General features: G+C 63.0%; 19 protein-coding genes. 11 read left to right on the top strand and 8 right to left on the bottom strand.

Annotation, left to right across the window (positions count from 1 at the left end; genetic code table 11):
- Positions 1-26: 26 nt before the first annotated feature.
- Genes XI08_RS39545 through XI08_RS39555 form a run of 3 tightly spaced genes read right to left on the bottom strand, consistent with a single transcriptional unit; the run spans position 27 to position 3,113 of the window.
- Positions 27-1,280, bottom strand: coding sequence for an urea ABC transporter substrate-binding protein (locus XI08_RS39545; RefSeq protein ID WP_045011814.1), 1,254 nt, complete (start codon positions 1,278-1,280; stop codon positions 27-29).
- A 10-nt stretch (positions 1,281-1,290) separates the two neighbouring features.
- A complete protein-coding gene (locus tag XI08_RS39550) occupies positions 1,291-1,956 on the bottom strand; it encodes an ANTAR domain-containing response regulator (RefSeq protein WP_271578574.1) in 666 nt (221 codons plus the stop codon).
- Complete coding sequence (locus XI08_RS39555; protein WP_271578575.1) at positions 1,953-3,113, bottom strand: transporter substrate-binding domain-containing protein; 1,161 nt, start codon at positions 3,111-3,113, stop codon at positions 1,953-1,955. Before XI08_RS39555 ends, XI08_RS39550 begins: the two co-directional genes overlap by 4 nt.
- Before the next feature lie 95 nt (positions 3,114-3,208).
- Between XI08_RS39555 and XI08_RS39560 the strand changes: the two genes are divergently transcribed.
- The gene (locus XI08_RS39560; protein ID WP_271578576.1) at positions 3,209-3,334 is read left to right on the top strand and encodes a hypothetical protein; all 126 of its coding nucleotides are present in this window, start codon (positions 3,209-3,211) and stop codon (positions 3,332-3,334) included.
- A 268-nt stretch (positions 3,335-3,602) separates the two neighbouring features.
- On the opposite strand, the gene XI08_RS39565 is transcribed toward XI08_RS39560, so the two are convergent.
- Together XI08_RS39565 and XI08_RS39570 are read right to left on the bottom strand one after the other, a co-directional pair.
- The gene (locus tag XI08_RS39565; protein ID WP_271578577.1) at positions 3,603-3,752 is read right to left on the bottom strand and encodes a hypothetical protein; all 150 of its coding nucleotides are present in this window, start codon (positions 3,750-3,752) and stop codon (positions 3,603-3,605) included.
- Between the two features lie 463 nt (positions 3,753-4,215).
- Positions 4,216-5,118: a LysR family transcriptional regulator gene (locus tag XI08_RS39570; RefSeq protein ID WP_271578578.1), complete on the bottom strand. Its 903-nt coding sequence runs from the start codon at positions 5,116-5,118 to the stop codon at positions 4,216-4,218.
- Between the two features lie 178 nt (positions 5,119-5,296).
- Between XI08_RS39570 and XI08_RS39575 the strand changes: the two genes are divergently transcribed.
- The 4 genes from XI08_RS39575 to XI08_RS39590 are packed head-to-tail and all read left to right on the top strand — an operon-like array spanning position 5,297 to position 8,796.
- Entirely contained in the window at positions 5,297-5,734 is a 438-nt protein-coding gene (locus XI08_RS39575) for a cupin domain-containing protein (RefSeq protein ID WP_271578579.1), read from the top strand.
- Positions 5,731-6,558, top strand: coding sequence for a cysteine hydrolase family protein (locus XI08_RS39580; RefSeq protein WP_271578580.1), 828 nt, complete (start codon positions 5,731-5,733; stop codon positions 6,556-6,558). The genes XI08_RS39575 and XI08_RS39580 overlap by 4 nt, the downstream gene beginning before the upstream one ends.
- Entirely contained in the window at positions 6,555-7,937 is a 1,383-nt protein-coding gene (locus tag XI08_RS39585; protein ID WP_271578581.1) for an FAD-binding oxidoreductase, read from the top strand. The genes XI08_RS39580 and XI08_RS39585 overlap by 4 nt, the downstream gene beginning before the upstream one ends.
- A 13-nt stretch (positions 7,938-7,950) precedes the next feature.
- Complete coding sequence (locus XI08_RS39590; protein ID WP_271578582.1) at positions 7,951-8,796, top strand: alpha/beta hydrolase; 846 nt, start codon at positions 7,951-7,953, stop codon at positions 8,794-8,796.
- Here the strand turns inward: XI08_RS39590 and XI08_RS39595 are convergent, their stop codons facing one another.
- Positions 8,797-9,591, bottom strand: coding sequence for a creatininase family protein (locus tag XI08_RS39595; RefSeq protein ID WP_271578583.1), 795 nt, complete (start codon positions 9,589-9,591; stop codon positions 8,797-8,799).
- A gap of 263 nt (positions 9,592-9,854) precedes the next feature.
- Here XI08_RS39595 and XI08_RS39600 point away from each other — a divergent pair, with 263 nt between their 5' ends.
- The 5 genes from XI08_RS39600 (at position 9,855) to XI08_RS39620 (ending at position 14,949) form a co-directional block, all read left to right on the top strand.
- Positions 9,855-10,841: an ABC transporter substrate-binding protein gene (locus XI08_RS39600; RefSeq protein WP_271578584.1), complete on the top strand. Its 987-nt coding sequence runs from the start codon at positions 9,855-9,857 to the stop codon at positions 10,839-10,841.
- A 65-nt stretch (positions 10,842-10,906) separates the two neighbouring features.
- Positions 10,907-11,755: an ABC transporter ATP-binding protein gene (locus tag XI08_RS39605; RefSeq protein WP_271578585.1), complete on the top strand. Its 849-nt coding sequence runs from the start codon at positions 10,907-10,909 to the stop codon at positions 11,753-11,755.
- Positions 11,752-12,552, top strand: a complete 801-nt coding sequence (locus XI08_RS39610; protein WP_271578586.1) for an ABC transporter permease — start codon at positions 11,752-11,754, stop codon at positions 12,550-12,552. Before XI08_RS39605 ends, XI08_RS39610 begins: the two co-directional genes overlap by 4 nt.
- Positions 12,549-13,907: an amidohydrolase family protein gene (locus XI08_RS39615; RefSeq protein ID WP_271578587.1), complete on the top strand. Its 1,359-nt coding sequence runs from the start codon at positions 12,549-12,551 to the stop codon at positions 13,905-13,907. The genes XI08_RS39610 and XI08_RS39615 overlap by 4 nt, the downstream gene beginning before the upstream one ends.
- Before the next feature lie 19 nt (positions 13,908-13,926).
- Positions 13,927-14,949, top strand: coding sequence for an aromatic ring-hydroxylating dioxygenase subunit alpha (locus XI08_RS39620; protein WP_271578588.1), 1,023 nt, complete (start codon positions 13,927-13,929; stop codon positions 14,947-14,949).
- 956 nt (positions 14,950-15,905) lie between these two features.
- Here XI08_RS39620 and XI08_RS39625 read toward each other — a convergent pair.
- Positions 15,906-16,181, bottom strand: coding sequence for a hypothetical protein (locus XI08_RS39625; protein WP_271578589.1), 276 nt, complete (start codon positions 16,179-16,181; stop codon positions 15,906-15,908).
- On the opposite strand from XI08_RS39625, the gene XI08_RS39630 reads away from it, so the two are divergent.
- Complete coding sequence (locus XI08_RS39630) at positions 16,180-16,509, top strand: hypothetical protein (RefSeq protein ID WP_271578590.1); 330 nt, start codon at positions 16,180-16,182, stop codon at positions 16,507-16,509. The genes XI08_RS39625 and XI08_RS39630 overlap by 2 nt on opposite strands.
- Positions 16,510-16,851: 342 nt before the next feature.
- Here XI08_RS39630 and XI08_RS39635 read toward each other — a convergent pair whose 3' ends face one another.
- Positions 16,852-17,772: a LysR substrate-binding domain-containing protein gene (locus XI08_RS39635; protein WP_025576019.1), complete on the bottom strand. Its 921-nt coding sequence runs from the start codon at positions 17,770-17,772 to the stop codon at positions 16,852-16,854.
- Positions 17,773-17,775: the final 3 nt, after the last annotated feature.

The following is a 17,775-nucleotide window of genomic DNA, read 5'->3' on the forward strand; positions in this document are numbered from 1 at the left end:
GGGAACGCCGGGGCGATCGACCGCCGTCAGGGCTTCGGCGGCGGATTCGACGGCGTGTACTGGGCCATCGGATCTTTCTTCGTCAGGTCGCAGCCGGCTTCACCGAGCCAGTAGGGCTTGATGTCCTCCCAGGTCTTCGGGAAGGAGATCGAATGATCGGCGCCCACCTTGGCGAGATAGATCGTGTGCGACATGTGCTGGCTCTTCGGGTCGATGCAGACCTTCCCTTCCGGCGCATCCATGCAGACGTCACCCATCGCGATCACCTTGCGGATATCCTCGCGCTTGGTCGACTTCGCCCGCTCCACCATCTGTTTGTAGAGATAGACGGCGAGGTAAGAGTTTTCCGCCTCCTGGTTCACATAGGGCTCGCTCGGAAACTTGGCCTTGAACTTGGCGTAGAATTCCTTGCTCTTGGGCGAGTCGATCTCCTCGATGTAGTTGGTGGTGACGTACATGTCCTTCAGGCTCGGCGGCTTGAAGCGCTTGTGCTCGTAGCCCTGTCCGACGTTGACCGAGGACGCCATCGGAAGGTTGACGTTGGCGGAGGCGGCCTGCTCGTAATAGGAGGCCTGCGCGGTGCCGACCAGCAGCGTGACCACGAAGTCCGGCTTGGCCTTCTGGATATTCTGGATGCTCTGCGAGAACTGCGACACGCCGAGGGGGATGAACTCCTCGCCGGCCATCTTGCCGCCGTTCTCCTTAACGATCTTGCGCACCCACTCCGCCGAGATCTGGCCGAAATTGTAGTCGGCTGCCAGCGTGTAGACGTTCTTGCCGTACTTCTCCATCATGTAGGGAATGAGCGTGGAGAACTGCTGCTCCGGCACCGCGCCGGTGACAATCATGTGGCCGTCGCAGACGCCACCTTCATACTGGTTGTTGTAGAAGGCGAAGCCGTTGAACTGGTCGACGATCGGCCGATAAGCCTCGCGCGAGGCCGACGAGAAGCCCGCGAAGACGACGTCAACCTTGTCGCGCTGGAGCACACGGCGCATGAATTCCTGGTAGCGCGTGTTGTCAGACTGTGTGTCGTAGGGAACGAGCTCGATCGGCCGGCCCATGATGCCGCCGGCCTTGTTGATCTCGTCGGCGGCAAGTTGGATGGCGTGGACCTTGCCGATGGTGGCGGCGGCGAAGTCGCCGGACTGATCCTCCAGCACGCCGAGCTTGATCGGGTTTTCCGCCGCGAGTGCCGAGGGCGATCCAAGATGTGATCCGAGGACAAGCGTCCCCGTGAGGGCTGCGGCACGCAGCCCCCGCAATACAGACTTGCTCATTTTTCTTCTCCTAGATGGCTTGCTTGTTGCCGCCTTGCAGCATGATGCCGGTCGTGCGGCCGGTCGTATCGGGCGGCTTCGCCCTCTTGCTCAGAAACTCCTCGGAATAGAGTTCCATGTTCTGCCGCGCGCGCATGCTTTCGCGACGGAGCCGGGAATAGGCATCCTCCTCGTCGAGGCCGTCCTGCTGCATCAGCAGGATGACGGCCCGGATCACCGCGCGGCGGCCGCGGCGGCGTTCCTCGAGGCCCTGCAAGCGCTCATACATCTCGGCGCGCAGCAGGAACTGATTGATGCCCATGAAGAGCGAGGTATAGACCGCGCCGCCATGCACCGGCTTGCGCAGGAATGAGGTGGCGCCGAGATTGACGAGCGCCTTGAGCCGGCTCGGCGCCTCGACGCCGACGAGGCCGATCACCGGCACCGGCGGCAGCCGCGAGGCCGGATTGACTTCGATCGCGACCGCGCCTTCGAGATCGCCGTCGACGAACAGGATGTCACGGTCGGACTGAAGGCCAGCGACGTCGATATGCGCGTGGCCGTCGATAATCTCCGGATATTCGGTGGAGACGCCGAGCTTGGCGAGCGTCGTTTCGAGCGCGCTCTCCCATCCCCCTCGCCGGGTGACGACGATGGCGCGGCCGCCCTTGAAGTTCTGTAGCAGTCGGGAGCTCATGATTGCACCACCTTCAACAGCGGAGAGCGCATCGCGCTGGCAAAGCGCGGTGACGACTGAACGAGATAGGGATCGGGCGCGATCGGCTCGCGGGATTCCAGCAGCACCTCGAACTGGCCGTTGGCGGCCGAGCGTCCGATCCGTGGTGTCAGCCAGGCGTGAAAGGTCTGCCGGTCGATACGGACTTCCCCTTGCGGAGCGCGCAGCCGCTGATCGGCCACGGCGGCGCGCACCGTACGAGCGTCGTCGGTGCCGGCCTGCGACAATGCCGCCGCGAGCAGCTTGACGGCGATGTAGGAGGATTCAGCATCTGCCGACGAGACCGGTCCATCCGGAAAGGACGCCGTGTAGGCGCGGATGAAGGCGGCATTTTCCGACGAATTCAGCGAGGAGAAGTAGACGCTTGAGGACAGATGTCCGTCGACCGCGTCCGGGCCGATCTCCGGCAATTCCGGTTCCGACAGCGTGCAGCTCGCGACCGGAATTTCGGCAGCCTGGTCGATGCCGCGCGTCCGGCAGGCGGCCCGGAACGCGCGGAAAAAGGCATAGGCGCTGGTGCCGATCAGATTGTTGAAGACGAAGTCGGGACGCTGATTGATGATCGCCTTGATCACCTGGTCGACCTCGGTATCACCGACCGGAAGATAGCGCTCGGCGAGCACGGTCCCGCCCCGCGCGATCAGCGCCTCGCGGAAGATGCGGTTGTTCTCCCACGCCCAGATGTAGTTGGAGCCGACACAGAACGCGCGCGAGCCGACGCGGGACGCCAGATAGTCGACCAACGGCAGCACGTGCTGGTTCGGCGCGGCGCCGGTGTAGATGACGTTATCGGAGCTTTCGAAGCCCTCGTAGTGAGACGGATACCACAACAGTCCGTCGAACTTCTCGAAGCACGGGATCACCTCCTTGCGGCTCGACGAAGTGTAGCAGCCGACCACATGCCGGATGTCGGAGCCGAGAAGCTCGAAACTGAGCGAACGATAGCGCGCGAGGTCGCCGGACGGGTTGACCACCACCGGCTCCAGCTCGACGTCCTGGCCGCTGGCATTGACCTCCTGGAACGCTAGCAACGCGCCATTGAGGATCGAACGCGCGACGACGCTGTAGGAGCCCGTCGTCGAGAACATCACGCCAATCCGATACCGTTTCCGCGCCATCACTCGATCCAAAAACAAAAAAAGCGCCCGCCGGCTGTGAAGCCGAGGGCGCCCTCGCCGCCAACCAAACACGCAAAGAATGCGTGGCGTTGGAAATGATTGAACTCATCGCGTTGCTGGGCCGTGTTGCCCTACGCTTGCACGATACGGTCGTTGAGATCGGATATTATGTCAAGCGCGTTGTTGCAGCGAACACTGCCGCAATTCGTGTCGGCCTGTAGCAAAACTGTGCAAGGGGACTCGTGATTGTCGGATAGAGCGATTGGCGACAGGCAAACCCGTTCGCGCCGGGCCGCGCTGATAGAACGCAAATAGAGAACAGCGCCGAGCACCACACTGTCGGACTCGCAGTTTGTCAGACTCATTTTTGCAAAATCGATGCCGTTCTTGACCAAATTTTGGATCGGATCATAGTGGCCGCGCGGCGGAACGACCGATGACGCGCGCTGGACTGCCCGACGGTTCGATCGAGGCAGCGTCGCTCGCTGACTATGTCGCTGCGGCATCCAACTCTGACGGCGTCGCACCGGCTTCGATATCCTTGAGCAGTTGCAGCAATCTGGCGCCTCCCTCCATCAGATCGGCCTGGATCGACTGCTTCACGGCCTCGGGATTTCTTGCGGCGAGACCGTCAAGCACGTTGAGATGCTGATGCCGTCCCGGATAGGTCGGGGAGGCGCCGGCTACTCGAGGCGTGTGGGGCCGTGCTCCTTGAGCCAGTTTGCGACCGAGGCCTTATCGATCAGCCGGTTCAACGCATTCGTGACGATGTCGCGGCTGGGACAGCAAGATCGGAGATCTGGGCCTCGCATGCGGATCGGTTTGAAACGCCCCGCCTTGTAGACTGACACTTTCTCACCGCGACACGTCAGTCGGTCGAGTCCATCATAGGCAAGTTTGAGCTAGCTCTAGCAAATCATGCCCAATCTGCTGCGGGTGAGCGCCTGCGCGCTGCGGCTCTCTGAAAGCATGCAGATCATCGGTCGAACGCCGCATGATTCGTGAAATGTTTGCCACGATGACCGTTCCGGTCTTCATATGGCATCGAGCGCGAAGCGGCTGCGACCCGCCCTGCAATGACAGCGGGCGACGCCCCGGTCGCTCACGCCGCGGCCTCACGCATCATCGCCTTCAGCATCTCCGCGAGCACGCTGGCGATCGCGCTCGTCCCGCGCTCGTGGCCGATCAGCATGAGCGTCTGCGTCTCGTGCGCCAACTCGCGCACCGGCACATAGACGAGGCGGCCGACGCGCCGCTCGAACTCGATGTCGAACGGCGTAAGAAAGGTAATGCCATTATCAAGAATGGCAGCGTGGCGCATGATCTCGATGGCGTTGGTTTCGATGATCGGCAGCGGTTCCAGCGAGGCTTTCGCAAATGCCGAATCGAGGTAAGGCCGGATCACGGTCGACCCGTCGGCGATCACCAGCGGATAGTCGACGCACTCGCCGAGCCGGATCTGGTTGCGCTTGGCGAGCGGATGGCTCGGCGCCATCACCGCGCCGAGTTTGCCGGCGGCGCGGGCCAGCACCTTCAGGTGACTGCCGCGGGTGAAATCGAAGCCGATGCCGAGGTCGGCCTCGCCGCTGGCGACCGCGGATTGAATGTCCTCGCCCGTGGTCAGCAGCGTCAGACAGAGCCGCACCCGGGGATTGGAAACACGGAACTGCTTGACGGTGCCGGGCACGAGGTTCGAAGCGAGACCGCTCATCATCGCCACCGTGATCTCGCCCCGGCGCAAACCTTTCAGTTCCTCGATCTTGCCCTGCGCGCGGGTCAATTCCTTCAGGGTCTGGCGAATGTGGCCAACCAGCACCTCGCCCGCCGCGGTCAGAATCAGCTTGCGCGGCAGCCGTTGGAAAATGGGCGTGCCGAGTTCGGTCTCAAGCGCAAGAATCTGGCGACTGATGGCGGAGGCCGCGACGTTAAGATGGCTCGCAGCCTTGCGGATCGATCCGGTGCGCGCCACCTCGTCCACATAGGTCAACAGGCGGCTATGCAGCATCCCCTTGCTCCTGCTTGGAAAAGAGCCTCGCTCCGGAGGATGCTGTTACGTTGCCTAAAAGGCAACGGTGTTTGCGAAATAAAGCGCTTTTGTGCAAGCCTTCCGGCGTGCTGAATCCATCGTGGCTCGTCACGCGTACGTCCGCACGTCGAACCGGCCACAATCAGGAGCCTCCCTCATGGCGTTCAGCGTCGAAAACCTCGCTCAGTCCAAGGCCTTCCGCATCTCGCCGACGGACACCAACTATTTCGTGATGCTGTTCGATCATGAGAGCGACCGGATCGACAACATCTTCGTCATCGAAATCTTCCGGCCGGGCGGCGCGACGCCGCCCAACGAACATGCGACGGCGCACGAATTCTTCCACGTGCTGCACGGCGAGGGAGTCGCGCGCTGCGACGGCAAGACGCTGCCGATCAGAAAGGGCGACTCGCTGCTGCTGCATCCCGGCTCCGAGCACGTGATCGAGAATACCGGGGCCGGCAAGCTGTATTGCCTGACGGTGATGACACCGAACGAAGGCTTTGCCGAATTGATCCGCGGCGGCGAACCGGTCGAGATCGAGGCCGACGACATCGCGGTGCTGCGGGGGCGCGACCAGGCGGATCAACGATGACCAACACCCGCCTCCAACCGGTCGATGATCTCATGCCGCTCGGCGCCAGCACGCGCAACCGCTGGTCGGTCTCGGCGACCCGGGCAAACCTTATCCGGCCACCGGTCGTGCCGCAGCCGGTGACGATCGATGCCGGCGCCAAGCTCGTAACCTTCGATCTCGCGCGCACCGCCATCATTGTCGTCGACATGCAGAACGACTTCTGCCATCCGGACGGCTGGCTTGCCCACATCGGTGTCGATGTGACGCCGGCACGCGCACCGATCGCGCCGCTGCAACGGCTGTTGCCAGTGCTGCGCGGCCTCGACGTGCCGGTGATCTGGCTCAACTGGGGCAACCGGCCCGATCGGCTCAACCTCAGCCCGGCTCTGCTGCATGTCTACAAGCCGTCCGGCACAGGCGTCGGCCTCGGTGACCGGCTGCCGGGCTCCGGTGCGCGGGTGCTGGAACGCGGCAGTTGGTCAGCCTCGATTGTCGAAGAGCTGACGGTCGAGTCCACCGACATTCATGTCGCCAAATATCGCATGTCAGGATTCCAGGACACCGAGCTCGATAGCATCCTGCGCAACCTCAATGTCACGACGCTCTTGTTCGCCGGAGTCAATGCCGACCAGTGCGTGCTCTGCACGCTGCAGGACGCCAACTTCCATGGCTACGACTGCATGCTGCTGCGCGACTGCGCAGCCACCACCTCACCGGACTACTGCATGGCCGCGACCGTCTACAACGTAAACCAATGCTTCGGCTTTGTGCTGGAGTCTTCCGTCCTTGCCGCTGCCCTCGCCGGCAAGCGGGCCACCATCGCCGAGGTGAACGCGCCATGAACGATCTCACGTCTTTTGACGCATCCAACAGGCATCCATCGACGGACAGACTGGCACCGCTGCTCGCCGAGCTCGGCGATATCCCGGTCGTGACTGATCCCACAATCGTGCGCCGGCGCTCGCGCGATTTCTTCTGGTACAGCCCGGTCCTCAACGATCAGCTCAACGACAAGTCGGCCGATCTAATCGTCGCGCCACGCGACGAGGCCGATATTGTTCGCGTCGCCGCAGCCTGCGTACGCCACCGCGTGCCACTGACGGTGCGGGCCGGCGGCACCGGCAATTACGGCCAAGCGGTACCGCTCGCCGGCGGCGTGCTGCTCGACGTCACCGCGCTCGACACGATCGAATGGATCAGACCCGGACAGATCCGTGTCGGCGCCGGCGCCAAAATGAATGCGATCGACGCCGCGACACGGCCGTCCGGCTATGAGCTGCGGATGCATCCCTCCACCAAGCGCACCGCGACCATTGGCGGTTTCGTCGCTGGCGGATCCGGCGGCATCGGCTCGATCACCTATGGCGGCTTGCGCGAACCCGGCAATATCCTCGCCGCGCGCATCGTCACCATGGAGTCGGAGCCCCGCATCATCGAACTGCGCGACGACGCGGCGCAGAAGATCAACCGTGCCTACGGCACCACGGGCATCATCACCGCGCTCGAAATGCCGCTGGCGCCCGCACAGCCATGGATCGATGTGGTGGTCGCTTTCGACGATTTCCTGGCCGCGGTCGAATTCGGCCGTGCCGCGGCGCTTTCCGACGGCATCATCAAGAAACTGCTGGCGCCCATCACATGGCCGCTGCCGTCCTATTTTGGTGCGCTCAAATCCTGCTGCCCCGAGGGCAAGAGTATTCTGATCGCGATGATCGCCGAGCGCTCGCTGGAAGACTTCAGGGATCTGCTCGGCGATCGCGGCACCATCACTCTGGAGATGCCGACCGACGAAGGCCCCGGCAAGGTGCCGCTGTACGAATACACCTGGAATCATACCACCCTGCAGGTGCTCAAGAGCGATCGCACGGTGACCTATCTGCAATGCCTGTACCCCCATGACCGGCTGCTGCAGAAGGTCGAGGAGATGCGCACGATGTTTCCGGACGAGGTGCTGCAGCATCTCGAGTTCATCCGTTTCAACGGCCAGTTGACCTGCAGCGGACTGCCGGTGGTGCGGTACAGCGACGCGGAGCGGCTGAACGAGATCATCCGCCTGCACGAGGCGCACGAGGTCCATATCGCCAATCCGCACGTGTACACCGTCGAGGATGGCAGCCGCTACAAACGCGTCGATGTCGATCAGCTTGGTTTCAAACATGAGGTCGATCCCCACGGCCTGCTCAATCCCGGCAAGATGCGCAGCTTCGTGGCGGAGCGCTGACGGGAACATCACGATGGGAACGATATTCGGCGAGACGAACTGGCGATCGATGAGCCAGGAGCAGCGCGATCTCGGGCTCAATAACAGCGCCGCCGTACCGGGCAGCGCAGAGCTTGTCGCGAGCTGGGAGCAGCGGTCCGCCGCCATGCGGGACAAGCATTCCGCGCATCTCGACCTGAGATACGGTCCACGCGACCGTAATCGGATCGATTTCCTCAAGGCCGCCGAGGGCGGCCCGACGCTGGTGCTGATTCACGGCGGCTACTGGCAGATGCGCTCGAAGGAAACCGTCACCTGGTTCGCCGAGGGACCGATGGCTCACGGCATCAATGTCGCGCTGATCGGCTATACCCTGGCGCCGGAGGCGACCATGGACGAGATCGTTGCCGAGATCCATCGGGCTCTCGACGCCCTCGCTGAACAGCTTCCCGCGCTCGGCGGCGACCCCAGCCGCATTGTCGTCTCAGGCTGGTCGGCAGGTGGACATCTGGCGACGATCGCGCTGTCGCATCCGCGCGTAAAGGCGGGCATTGCGATCAGCGGCATCTTCGATCTCGAACCGATCCGCCACAGCTTTCTCAACGTCAAGCTCAAGCTTGACGAAGCGACGTCGCGGCGCAATTCGCCGCTGCTGCTCTCAAGCGGCCCCGCGGCACCGCTGGCTCTGGTGGTCGGCGCGGCCGAACTGCCGATGCTGCGCCAACAGACGGCCGACATGGCCGCGCACCGCGCCGTCAACGGATTGCCGGTGAGCTATGAGGAAATTCCCGGCGCCGACCATTTCTCGGTCATGCTCGCGCTGGGCTCGCCGACCGGCCGGATCACGACCCTGATCCGGCAGCTGTTCGAGCGCAGTTGATCAGCGCGGCAGCTTCGCCGCCTTCACGTCGTACAGGAGCTTGATGAATTCCCCCGCGGCGTGCTCGGCGGTGAGACGGCCCTTGTCGGCGGTGGCCTTGTGCGCTTCGCCGACCGCGCCGTCGGGATTGAGGTCGCCGGCGATCCAGGCATAGGCAATGAATCCGGTCGGCCTGAGATGGTCGAAGGCCGCTTCGTCGTCCTCGGCAACGGACCGGAAGTCCTGCGCGCGCGCCATGTCGACCAGTTCCGGGCGGAAATGCAGCATCAGCGAGGTCTCGACGTCACCGCCGTGAATGCCGAATTTCAGCTCGCGCTCGCTGTAAAGGCCGGCCGGCTTGCCGAGCCGCGACCAGGCAGACTTGACCACCAGCATGTCGGCACGCACCCGCAGTTCGCGCGCGACGATGCCCATCACCTCGTCATTGCCGCCATGCGAGTTGACGATCACGAGCTTCCGCACGCCGGCGCGCGCGACCGACAATCCGAGCTCGGTCCAGGCCTCGATCAGCGTCGCCGCCGGCAAGGTCAGGGTGCCGGGCATCCGCAGATGCTCGTTGGATTTGCCGACCTGCTGGATCGGCAGGATCCGGATGTCGAGATCATCGGGCAGACAATCGATCAACGTCTCGAGCATGCCACGGTTGATCGCCGCGTCGACGCCTACCGGCAGATGCGGCCCGTGCTGCTCGATGGCAGCGATCGGCAGGATGGCGATGGTGCTCTCTGGATCGAGGCTTTCGAATTCACGCGAGGCGTATTCGTCCCACCAAGCGCGGCGGCGCAGCTTGTCCATGTTGGATTCCCTTCACGCCGCACCGCGCGGTTGCGGCGCGTACGACCATGATGTCCGACTATGACATCGCGGAGCCGTTGACAATGGTGCGTGCCGAGGCGTGACCCGGCTTTTTATGCGTTGCCTAAAAGGCAACATATGCCTCGAATCAAAATGCTTCCGGATGACAGACGACGCGTGCATCTTTCGCAGTGCCGGGAACGCTGCCACCGGGATTCCGCCCCATCGGAATTCCTTCCGATCGAGATCACACCGAGGTTGCCATGAACGCCGTCATGACCATCGTGTCCCGCGCCCTGCTCGCCGCCGCGGCTTGCCTTGGCTTCGTCGCCCCGTCGACCGCCGCCGACAAGGTGACATTTCTGACCAGCTGGTTCGCCCAGGCCGAGCATGGCGGCTTCTACCAGGCCAAGGCGACCGGGCTTTACGAGAAGGTCGGGCTCGACGTCACCATCAAGATGGGTGGACCGCAGGTGAACGGATCGCAGCTCCTGCTGGCCGGCGAGACCGACTTCCTGATGGGCTACGACATCCAGGTGCTGAAAGGCCGAGAAAAGGGACTGCCACTGGTGACGGTAGCGTCCTCGTTCCAGTTCGATCTGCAAGGCATCATGGCCCATGACGACGTGGCAGACCTCGCCGCCTTGAAAGGCAAGCCGATCCTGATCTCCGGTTCGTCGCGGACCACGTTCTGGCCGTGGCTGCGCGCCAAATACGGCTACACCGACGACCAGATCCGCGCCTACACTTTCAACCTGCAACCGTTCTTTGCCGACCCCACGGTGTCGCAGCAGGCCTATCTTTCGTCCGAACCGTTCCAGGCGCAGCAGCAGGGCGCCAAGGCAAAATTCTTCCTGTTCGCCGACGGTGGCTATCCGCCCTACGGTTCGACGATCGTGACGACCGAGAAGATGCTCGCCGAGAACCCCGATGTGGTGGCCCGCTTCGTCAAGGCATCGCTCGAGGGCTGGCGTGACTATCTCAAGAACCCGGAACCGGCCAACGCCCTGATCAAAGTCGACAACCCGAAAATGACCGACGCCCAGATCGCATATGCGATCGACAAGCTGAAGCAGACCAAAGCGCTCGACGGTGGCGACGCCGCCACAAGCGGAATCGGCATCATGACGGCTGCGCGATGGAAGCAGACCTATGACTTCCTGGTCGCCGCCGACCTGCTCGATCCAAAGACCGAATGGCAAAAGGCGTTCACCGATCGCTTTGTCAAGGATCTGAAGATCGGATTCTAGCCCACGGCGCGCAGGCGCGAAGCTTGCAACGATCCGACGATCATTACTCCACGAAGAAGCCTATCATGAATGCTCCCTTGCCCAGCGACCCCCTGGACGCACACACCGCGCGCCGCGCAGCCGATCGTCGGCCGGCGGTCGAGGTGCTGTCCGCAGAAAAGATCTTCGCCAACGGCACCCGCGCCCTGGCGCCGATCGACCTCACGATCGCCGAGGGTGAATTCCTCACTTTGATCGGCCCGTCCGGTTGCGGCAAAAGTACGCTGCTTAAGCTGATCGCCAATCTCATCCAGCCGTCGGACGGTCGCATTTTGTGGTGGCGTGGCGATTCCGGACAGGTCGGCCAGGACGGCCGCGGCCTCGCCTTCGTATTCCAGGAGCCGACCCTGATGCCCTGGGCGCGGGTCGATACCAATGTGCGGCTGCCGCTCGACCTCGCCGACGTGCCACGCGGCAAGGCCGATCCGCGGGTCAGCGACGCCATCGCCCGGGTCGGCCTCTCGGCCTTTGCCCAGCATTACCCGCGCCAGCTCTCCGGCGGCATGAAGATGCGGGTGTCGATCGCCCGCGCGCTCGCCACTGACCCGACCCTGCTGTTGATGGACGAGCCATTCGGCGCGCTCGATGAATTCACCCGCAACAAGCTCGATGACGATCTGATCAAGTTGTGGTGGGAACGCAAGCTGACCACGGTGTTTGTCACCCACTCGATCTATGAAGCCGTGTTCCTGTCGACCCGGATCGTGGTGCTCGCCGCGAACCCAGGCCGCATTTTCCGCACCATGACGATCGATGAACCGCAACCACGCGGCCAGGATTTCCGCGACAGCGCCCGGTTTGCCGCCTATTGCCGCGAACTGTCGACCTGGCTCGCCGAAGCGTCGTTGCCGTCAGTATCGGGAGCCACGCCATGAAGCCGCTGTTGCAATCGGAGACTTTCGTGCGAATCGCGGCGCCGCTCGCGGTCGGCGTGGTGCTGCTCGCGGTCTGGGAAATCGGCTGCCGCCTCGGTTCGATCCCGGTCTATCTGTTTCCGAAACCGAGCGACATCATCGCCAGTCTGATCAAGAATGGCCCATCGCTGCTGCGCGCACTGCTGATCACCTTACGCATCACCCTTCGGGCGTTCGCCGCTGCCGTTGTGCTGGGGACGCTGATCGCCTTCATGTTCGTGCAAAGCCGCGCCATCGAGGTCAGCCTGTTTCCCTATGCAGTGCTACTGCAGGTGACGCCGATCGTGGCGATCGCGCCGCTGATCATCATCCTGGTGAAGAACACGCAACTCTCACTTACGGTGTGCGCGACGCTGGTGGCGTTGTTCCCCATCATCTCCAGCACCACGCTGGGCCTGCGCAGCGTCGATCCCGGGCTCGCCAGCTATTTCCGCATGAACCGTGCCAGCCGATTGAAGACCCTGGTGCGGCTGCGGATACCCGGTGCTCTACCGTACTTCTTCGGCGGCCTGCGCATTTCCTCCGGGCTCGCGCTGATCGGCGCAGTGGTCGCCGAGTTCGTCGCCGGCACCGGCGGCCGCTCATCGGGACTTGCCTACGAGATTCTCGATGCCGGATTCCAGCTGGACATTCCAAGGATGTTCGCCGCACTGTTCCTGATCACCGTCACCGGCGTGGTGCTGTTCGGCGCGATGGTGGGACTCTCCAAGCTAGCGCTGTCGAACTGGCACGAGAGCGAGCTTGGAACCGAAGCATGAGTGCATTGCTGATTGAGAATGCCGAGGGGATTTTCACCGGCCTTCCCGGCGAGGCGATGCGTGCCCAGGGATCGATCCGGATTCGCGACGGTGTCATCACGGCGATCGGCGCGCTCACGCCGGAGAGCGGCGAACGGAGGCTGGATGCCTCAGGTTGCGTGATCTATCCCGGATTGATCTCGACCCACCACCACCTGTTCCAGAGCGTGTTGAAGGGGGTGCAGTCCGGCATCAATCAGCCGCTCTCCGGCTGGCTGCGGTCGGTGCCCTATGCGTACTGGTCGAAGATCGACGAGGAGGCGTTGGCGGTCGCGGCCCGGATCGGCCTTGCCGAGCTGCTCCTGTCCGGCACCACAACCGTGGCTGATCACCACTACCTGTTCAGCGATACCTACCGGTTCGATCCGGCGGCGGTGATCTTCGAAGTCGCCCGCAGCCTCGGGCTGCGCCTGGTGCTTTGTCGCGGCGGCGGCACCAAGACGAGCCATATCGGCGGCGGTGACGGAGCGCCGACGCCAATTGAACCGCTCGAGCGCATGCTGGCCTCGGTCGAAGCTTGCGCCCAGCGTTTTCATGATCCCTCTCCCGCCGGTCTCACCAAGGTTGCGATGGCGCCGACGACGCCGACCTGGTCACTAGAGCCGGGCCAGCTTCGCGAGGTGATTGCCGCCTCGCGTCGCATGAAGCTGCGGCTGCACAGCCACCTGTCGGAAACGTCGGACTATGTCGACTTTTGCATGTCCGTGCATGGCAAACGTCCCGTGCACTGGCTTGCCGACCACGACTGGCTCGGTCCCGATATCTGGTACGCGCACATGGTGCATCTCGACGGTGACGAGGTGAAGATCCTGGCCGAGACCGGCACCGGCATGGCGCACTGCCCGCAGTCGAACTGTCGGCTCGGCTCCGGTGTCGCGCCGGCCGACGCCCTCGCGGCACTTGGCGGCGCGGTGTCGCTGGGCGTCGACGGTGCGGCGTCGAACGAGGCTGCCGACATGGTCTGCGAAATGCACAGCGCCTGGCATACCCATCGCGCGGTGAAGGGCGCGAATGCCGTCACCGCCGAAAACGTCGTGCACTGGGCCACGGCCGGCGGCGCGCGGGTGCTCGGCCTGCCGCATGTCGGCACGCTTGCACCGGGCCAGCAGGCGGACATCGCGGTGTTCGATCTCGACCAGCCGCGCCATTTCGGCATGCACGATCTCCTGGTCGCACCGGTGACCTGCGGTGGCGCCAGGGTGCGCCATCTGCTGATTGGCGGGCGGACCGTCGTTGACGACGGCGCCATCCCCGGCCTCGACCTTGCACGACTTCGAACGGACGCTGCGCGCGTCGTGACGCGCATTGCCGCCTAAATCTTTCGGGAGACACCCCATGCTGGCCACCAAACAACCGGTGCTACGCCGCTTCTGGTACGCGATTATGCGCATCGAGCAACTCGAGAGCGGGCCGCAGCCGTTCACGCTGCTCGGTGAGCCAATCGTGCTGTTTCTTGATTCCAAGGGCGAACCCGCGGCGCTGGAGGATCGCTGCTGCCATCGCACCGCAAAACTCTCCAAGGGCTGGTGCCGCAACGGCAACATCGTCTGCGGCTATCACGGCTGGGAGTACGACCGCGACGGCAAGCTGGTGATGATCCCGCAGTTTCCATTCGAGCAACCGATCCCCGACGCCAGAGCGCGCGCGTTCCGCACGAAAACTCGCTACGGCTATGTCTGGGTGGCGCTGGACGAGCCGCTGCGCGACATTCCCGACATTCCCGAGGACAGCGACCCCGCCTACCGCCGCATCTTCCAGTTCTACGACACCTGGAACACGGCAGCACTGCGGCTGATGGAAAACTCGTTCGACAACGCGCATTTCGCGTTCGTGCACAAGAACACGTTCGGCGACATTGACCAGCCGCGACCGGAAAAATACGAAATCGTCGAAACCGACTACGGCTTCGAGGCGGAAACCATCGTCACCGTAAAGAACCCGCCGATCGCGGCGAAAATCTCTGGCACAACGGAGCCCCATACAAAGCGACATATGCGCAACAAATGGTTCATGCCGTTCTGCCGTCGGCTCGACATGGAGTATCCCTCCGGCATCCGGCATATCATCTTTAACTGCGCAACACCGATCGCCGACGGCAAGATCCAGGTGGTGCAGCTCCTGTTCCGCAATGACACTGAGGCGGACTGCTCGGCGCAGGAACTGATCGACTGGGATGCCGCGATTATCGCAGAAGATCGGGACATCCTGGAATCGACCGACCCGGACGCGATCGTCGACATGGGCCGCAAGATCGAAAAGCACATGCCGTCCGATCGCCCCGGCATGTTGATGCGCAAGCGCCTGCTCGACCTGCTACACGAGCACGACGAGGACGAGGTTCCGAAGCCGGTAGCATAGACGCCAGTGTGCTGGAGCGCGGTCATCTGGCCGTGTAGTCACACGCTCGTTGCCATGTGCGACAGTGGAAAGCAGATGGCGATTTGGAGCGCACTTCCACATTTTACATGCCGGCTAATGCTTACAAGCATCGGCGTACCGCAAGAGGCGTTCTGGATCAGCGGAACTGCGCTAATGGGCGGTGAAGGGGGTGCCCCAGCGCTCACCTACCTCTTGCCTCCCGAGCACTTTGGTTGTGCACTTCCGCTGTCTCGATGCGGCTCGCCCACCCGCCTTACAGATCTTCTCATATTGGCTGTGATGAGATTATTCTTGATCTCCCGGTGCACACATCGTGCACACGCCGTCCCATAACCAATTGAACAAATTGAAGTCTCGTTCCAATCCATCATGGGCGCCACGGAAATGCGATAATCTTTATCTTTCAACAAGTTACCCTACACTATCAAAGGACTAGACGAGGAACATGCACCCTGTGTGTGCACTCCAAACTAGCCAAAATTGCACACGCTTGTACCGCGGGCACTCCCAACCGGCGCTCCCGACAAGCGTGCGCTGGAGCATGCGTCGCTCACGAATCTTCGCTGCCCCTCCTTTTTGCCGTTCGCACCTCCCGACCTCAAGCCGCCCGTTCCAGTTCAGCCGGCCCGCTTGGATGCCGCAAGATTCTACGACAGAACGACATGCGCACTCAATCGAAATGAAAATCGCTGCAAGCAACGAAATCAAAAAGTGGCTCAGCGAGGACAACGCAGATCAAGCAAAGTCCAACGTCAGCCAATGAGAGGAAGTGCTTCAACTCGACGTGAGGAACATGACGATACAGGAGGAAATGTAAAAGCGAGCGCACACCGTGGCGATTGTGTTTTCCGTCGATTACGGGCCGCCCAATGATGTCGAGCGCACCGGCATTCGCGGCGACACCCGGGCCCGCGACTACGTGATCCACCGCGAGTTCAAGTAACAGAAGGCGACGCCTGCAATCGCGAGCGGGTCGTGAGAAGCGCCCTGAGCGCTTTCGCGCGATCATCCTGGCGGACGGTTTCACGGACCGGAAAGCCGCGCCGCCGCAACGCGCTCACGCCTGGTGACCACATGCTCTGGATCACCGCTTCCCCCGCCAGCATCATGTCGGCCGACTCCAGCGCCGTCTTCCAGAAACCGCAGAAATAGCCTGCGCGCTTGCGCTCGCTCAAAATCCGCATCAGTCGATCGATCTCGGTGGTCGACATGTTTCCGATATCGTTGACCGCGCAATCCATCCGCGAGCATTTCGCCACACCCAACGATCGATTGCGCGAGCAGATCCGCCATAATCTTCTGCCCGTGCTGGCGGCGGAGCGCGTGCTTCGCCAGCTCGGCCTGCCCGACGACCGCACGGCGATCACCGAACATCGCCTGATCGTGGAGCTACTGCTGCTCGATGCGGTGCCGGCAGCGGCGGCCATGCTGGAGGCGCATCTGGCAGCGGCCGAACGGCGCAGCATCGCCCAGATCAAGATCGTCGCGGTGCTTCCCGAACCGCGATCGATCGCGCCTTATCTGACGCGGCTCGAATGAGGCGGGCGCGCGGCACATGACGCTCAGCCGAGACTGTCGCGGATCTCTTGCATCAAGCCACGGATCACGCGCTCAGATTGCCTTCAGTGGTTTTTCTAGCTTTACCGGTGCACACGCCGCACGCACAGCGGCGCCCGCGGGCGCACACCTGCCGTGCAACGACTACACTCCGACCAACGATCATTCACGTGGGCGAACCTGGCATGAGGCAGCAACGCTTCTTGACCGAGGCTCATGAGAAGCCACTCGACAAGTTGGGCAGAACCGATCCCGAGGCCAGGACCTTCGCCGTTGGCGGAAATGGTCTCGCCACCCGACAAGCGGCACCGGCTCAGCGAGCCTTCAATCGAACTGCACCGGCTCCGCTCCGGGATAGGCATGCGCGACATACTCGCAGAACGCCCGAGCCGCTGGGGAAAGACGCGCCTTGCTTTTCCAGGCGAGACCCACATCCATGGTGTGAACGTCATCATCCAGGGTCTTCACATCGATGCGATGCCCCTCCAGCGACCATGGCCGATAGACCATGTCGGACAGGACCGTGATACCCATGCCGGTCGCGACCATGCTGCGGACGGCCTCCACGGACAAGGTCCGGAAGATGACGTTCGGCACATGCGGCGTCCTCTGCCAGTAACGCATCGCGGAGCGCTCGGCTTCGTCGACGGTCAGCATTAGATATGGCTCACTCGCAAGATCAGCTAGCGTGACCTTGTCCTTGTGCAGGAGCGGATGGTGCGCGCAAGTCCAGAGCCGTCGCGGCGAGCGCAACAGCAGGCGTGAACGGATACTGCGCCGATCGTGCAGATTGGAGACCAGCATGATGGCGGCATCGACGCTGCTGCTCACCAGGCTCTGCTCGATGGCATCGCGCTGGAATTCATGCAGTCGCACCGTGATGCCGGGAAACGAACGCCAGAAGCGCGACAGCAGCGGCGGCAGGAAATAGCCTGCCACCGTGTAGCTGACCGCGACGTCCACCGTGCCGTCGACCTGGGTTCCCCAGCGATGCGGCCCCTGCATCGCATCCGACACGCTCGCCTCGATCGCACGGGCGCGCTGCAGGAATTGCTGACCATCGACAGTGAGCGTCACGCCGTTCGAATGCCGATCGAACAGCTTGCGCCCGAGATCGGCTTCAAGCGCCTTGATCGACGCGGTGACGGCCGATTGGGTCACATTCAGCGCAGCGGCCGCCGCCGAGACCCTGCCGGACTCGGCGGTGGCGATGAAATGGCGGACCTGACGGAAAGTCAGCGTCATCAA

The sequence above is a fragment of the Bradyrhizobium sp. CCBAU 11361 genome, from assembly GCF_028128935.1.
GTDB classification, from domain to species: Bacteria; Pseudomonadota; Alphaproteobacteria; order Rhizobiales; family Xanthobacteraceae; genus Bradyrhizobium; species Bradyrhizobium niftali.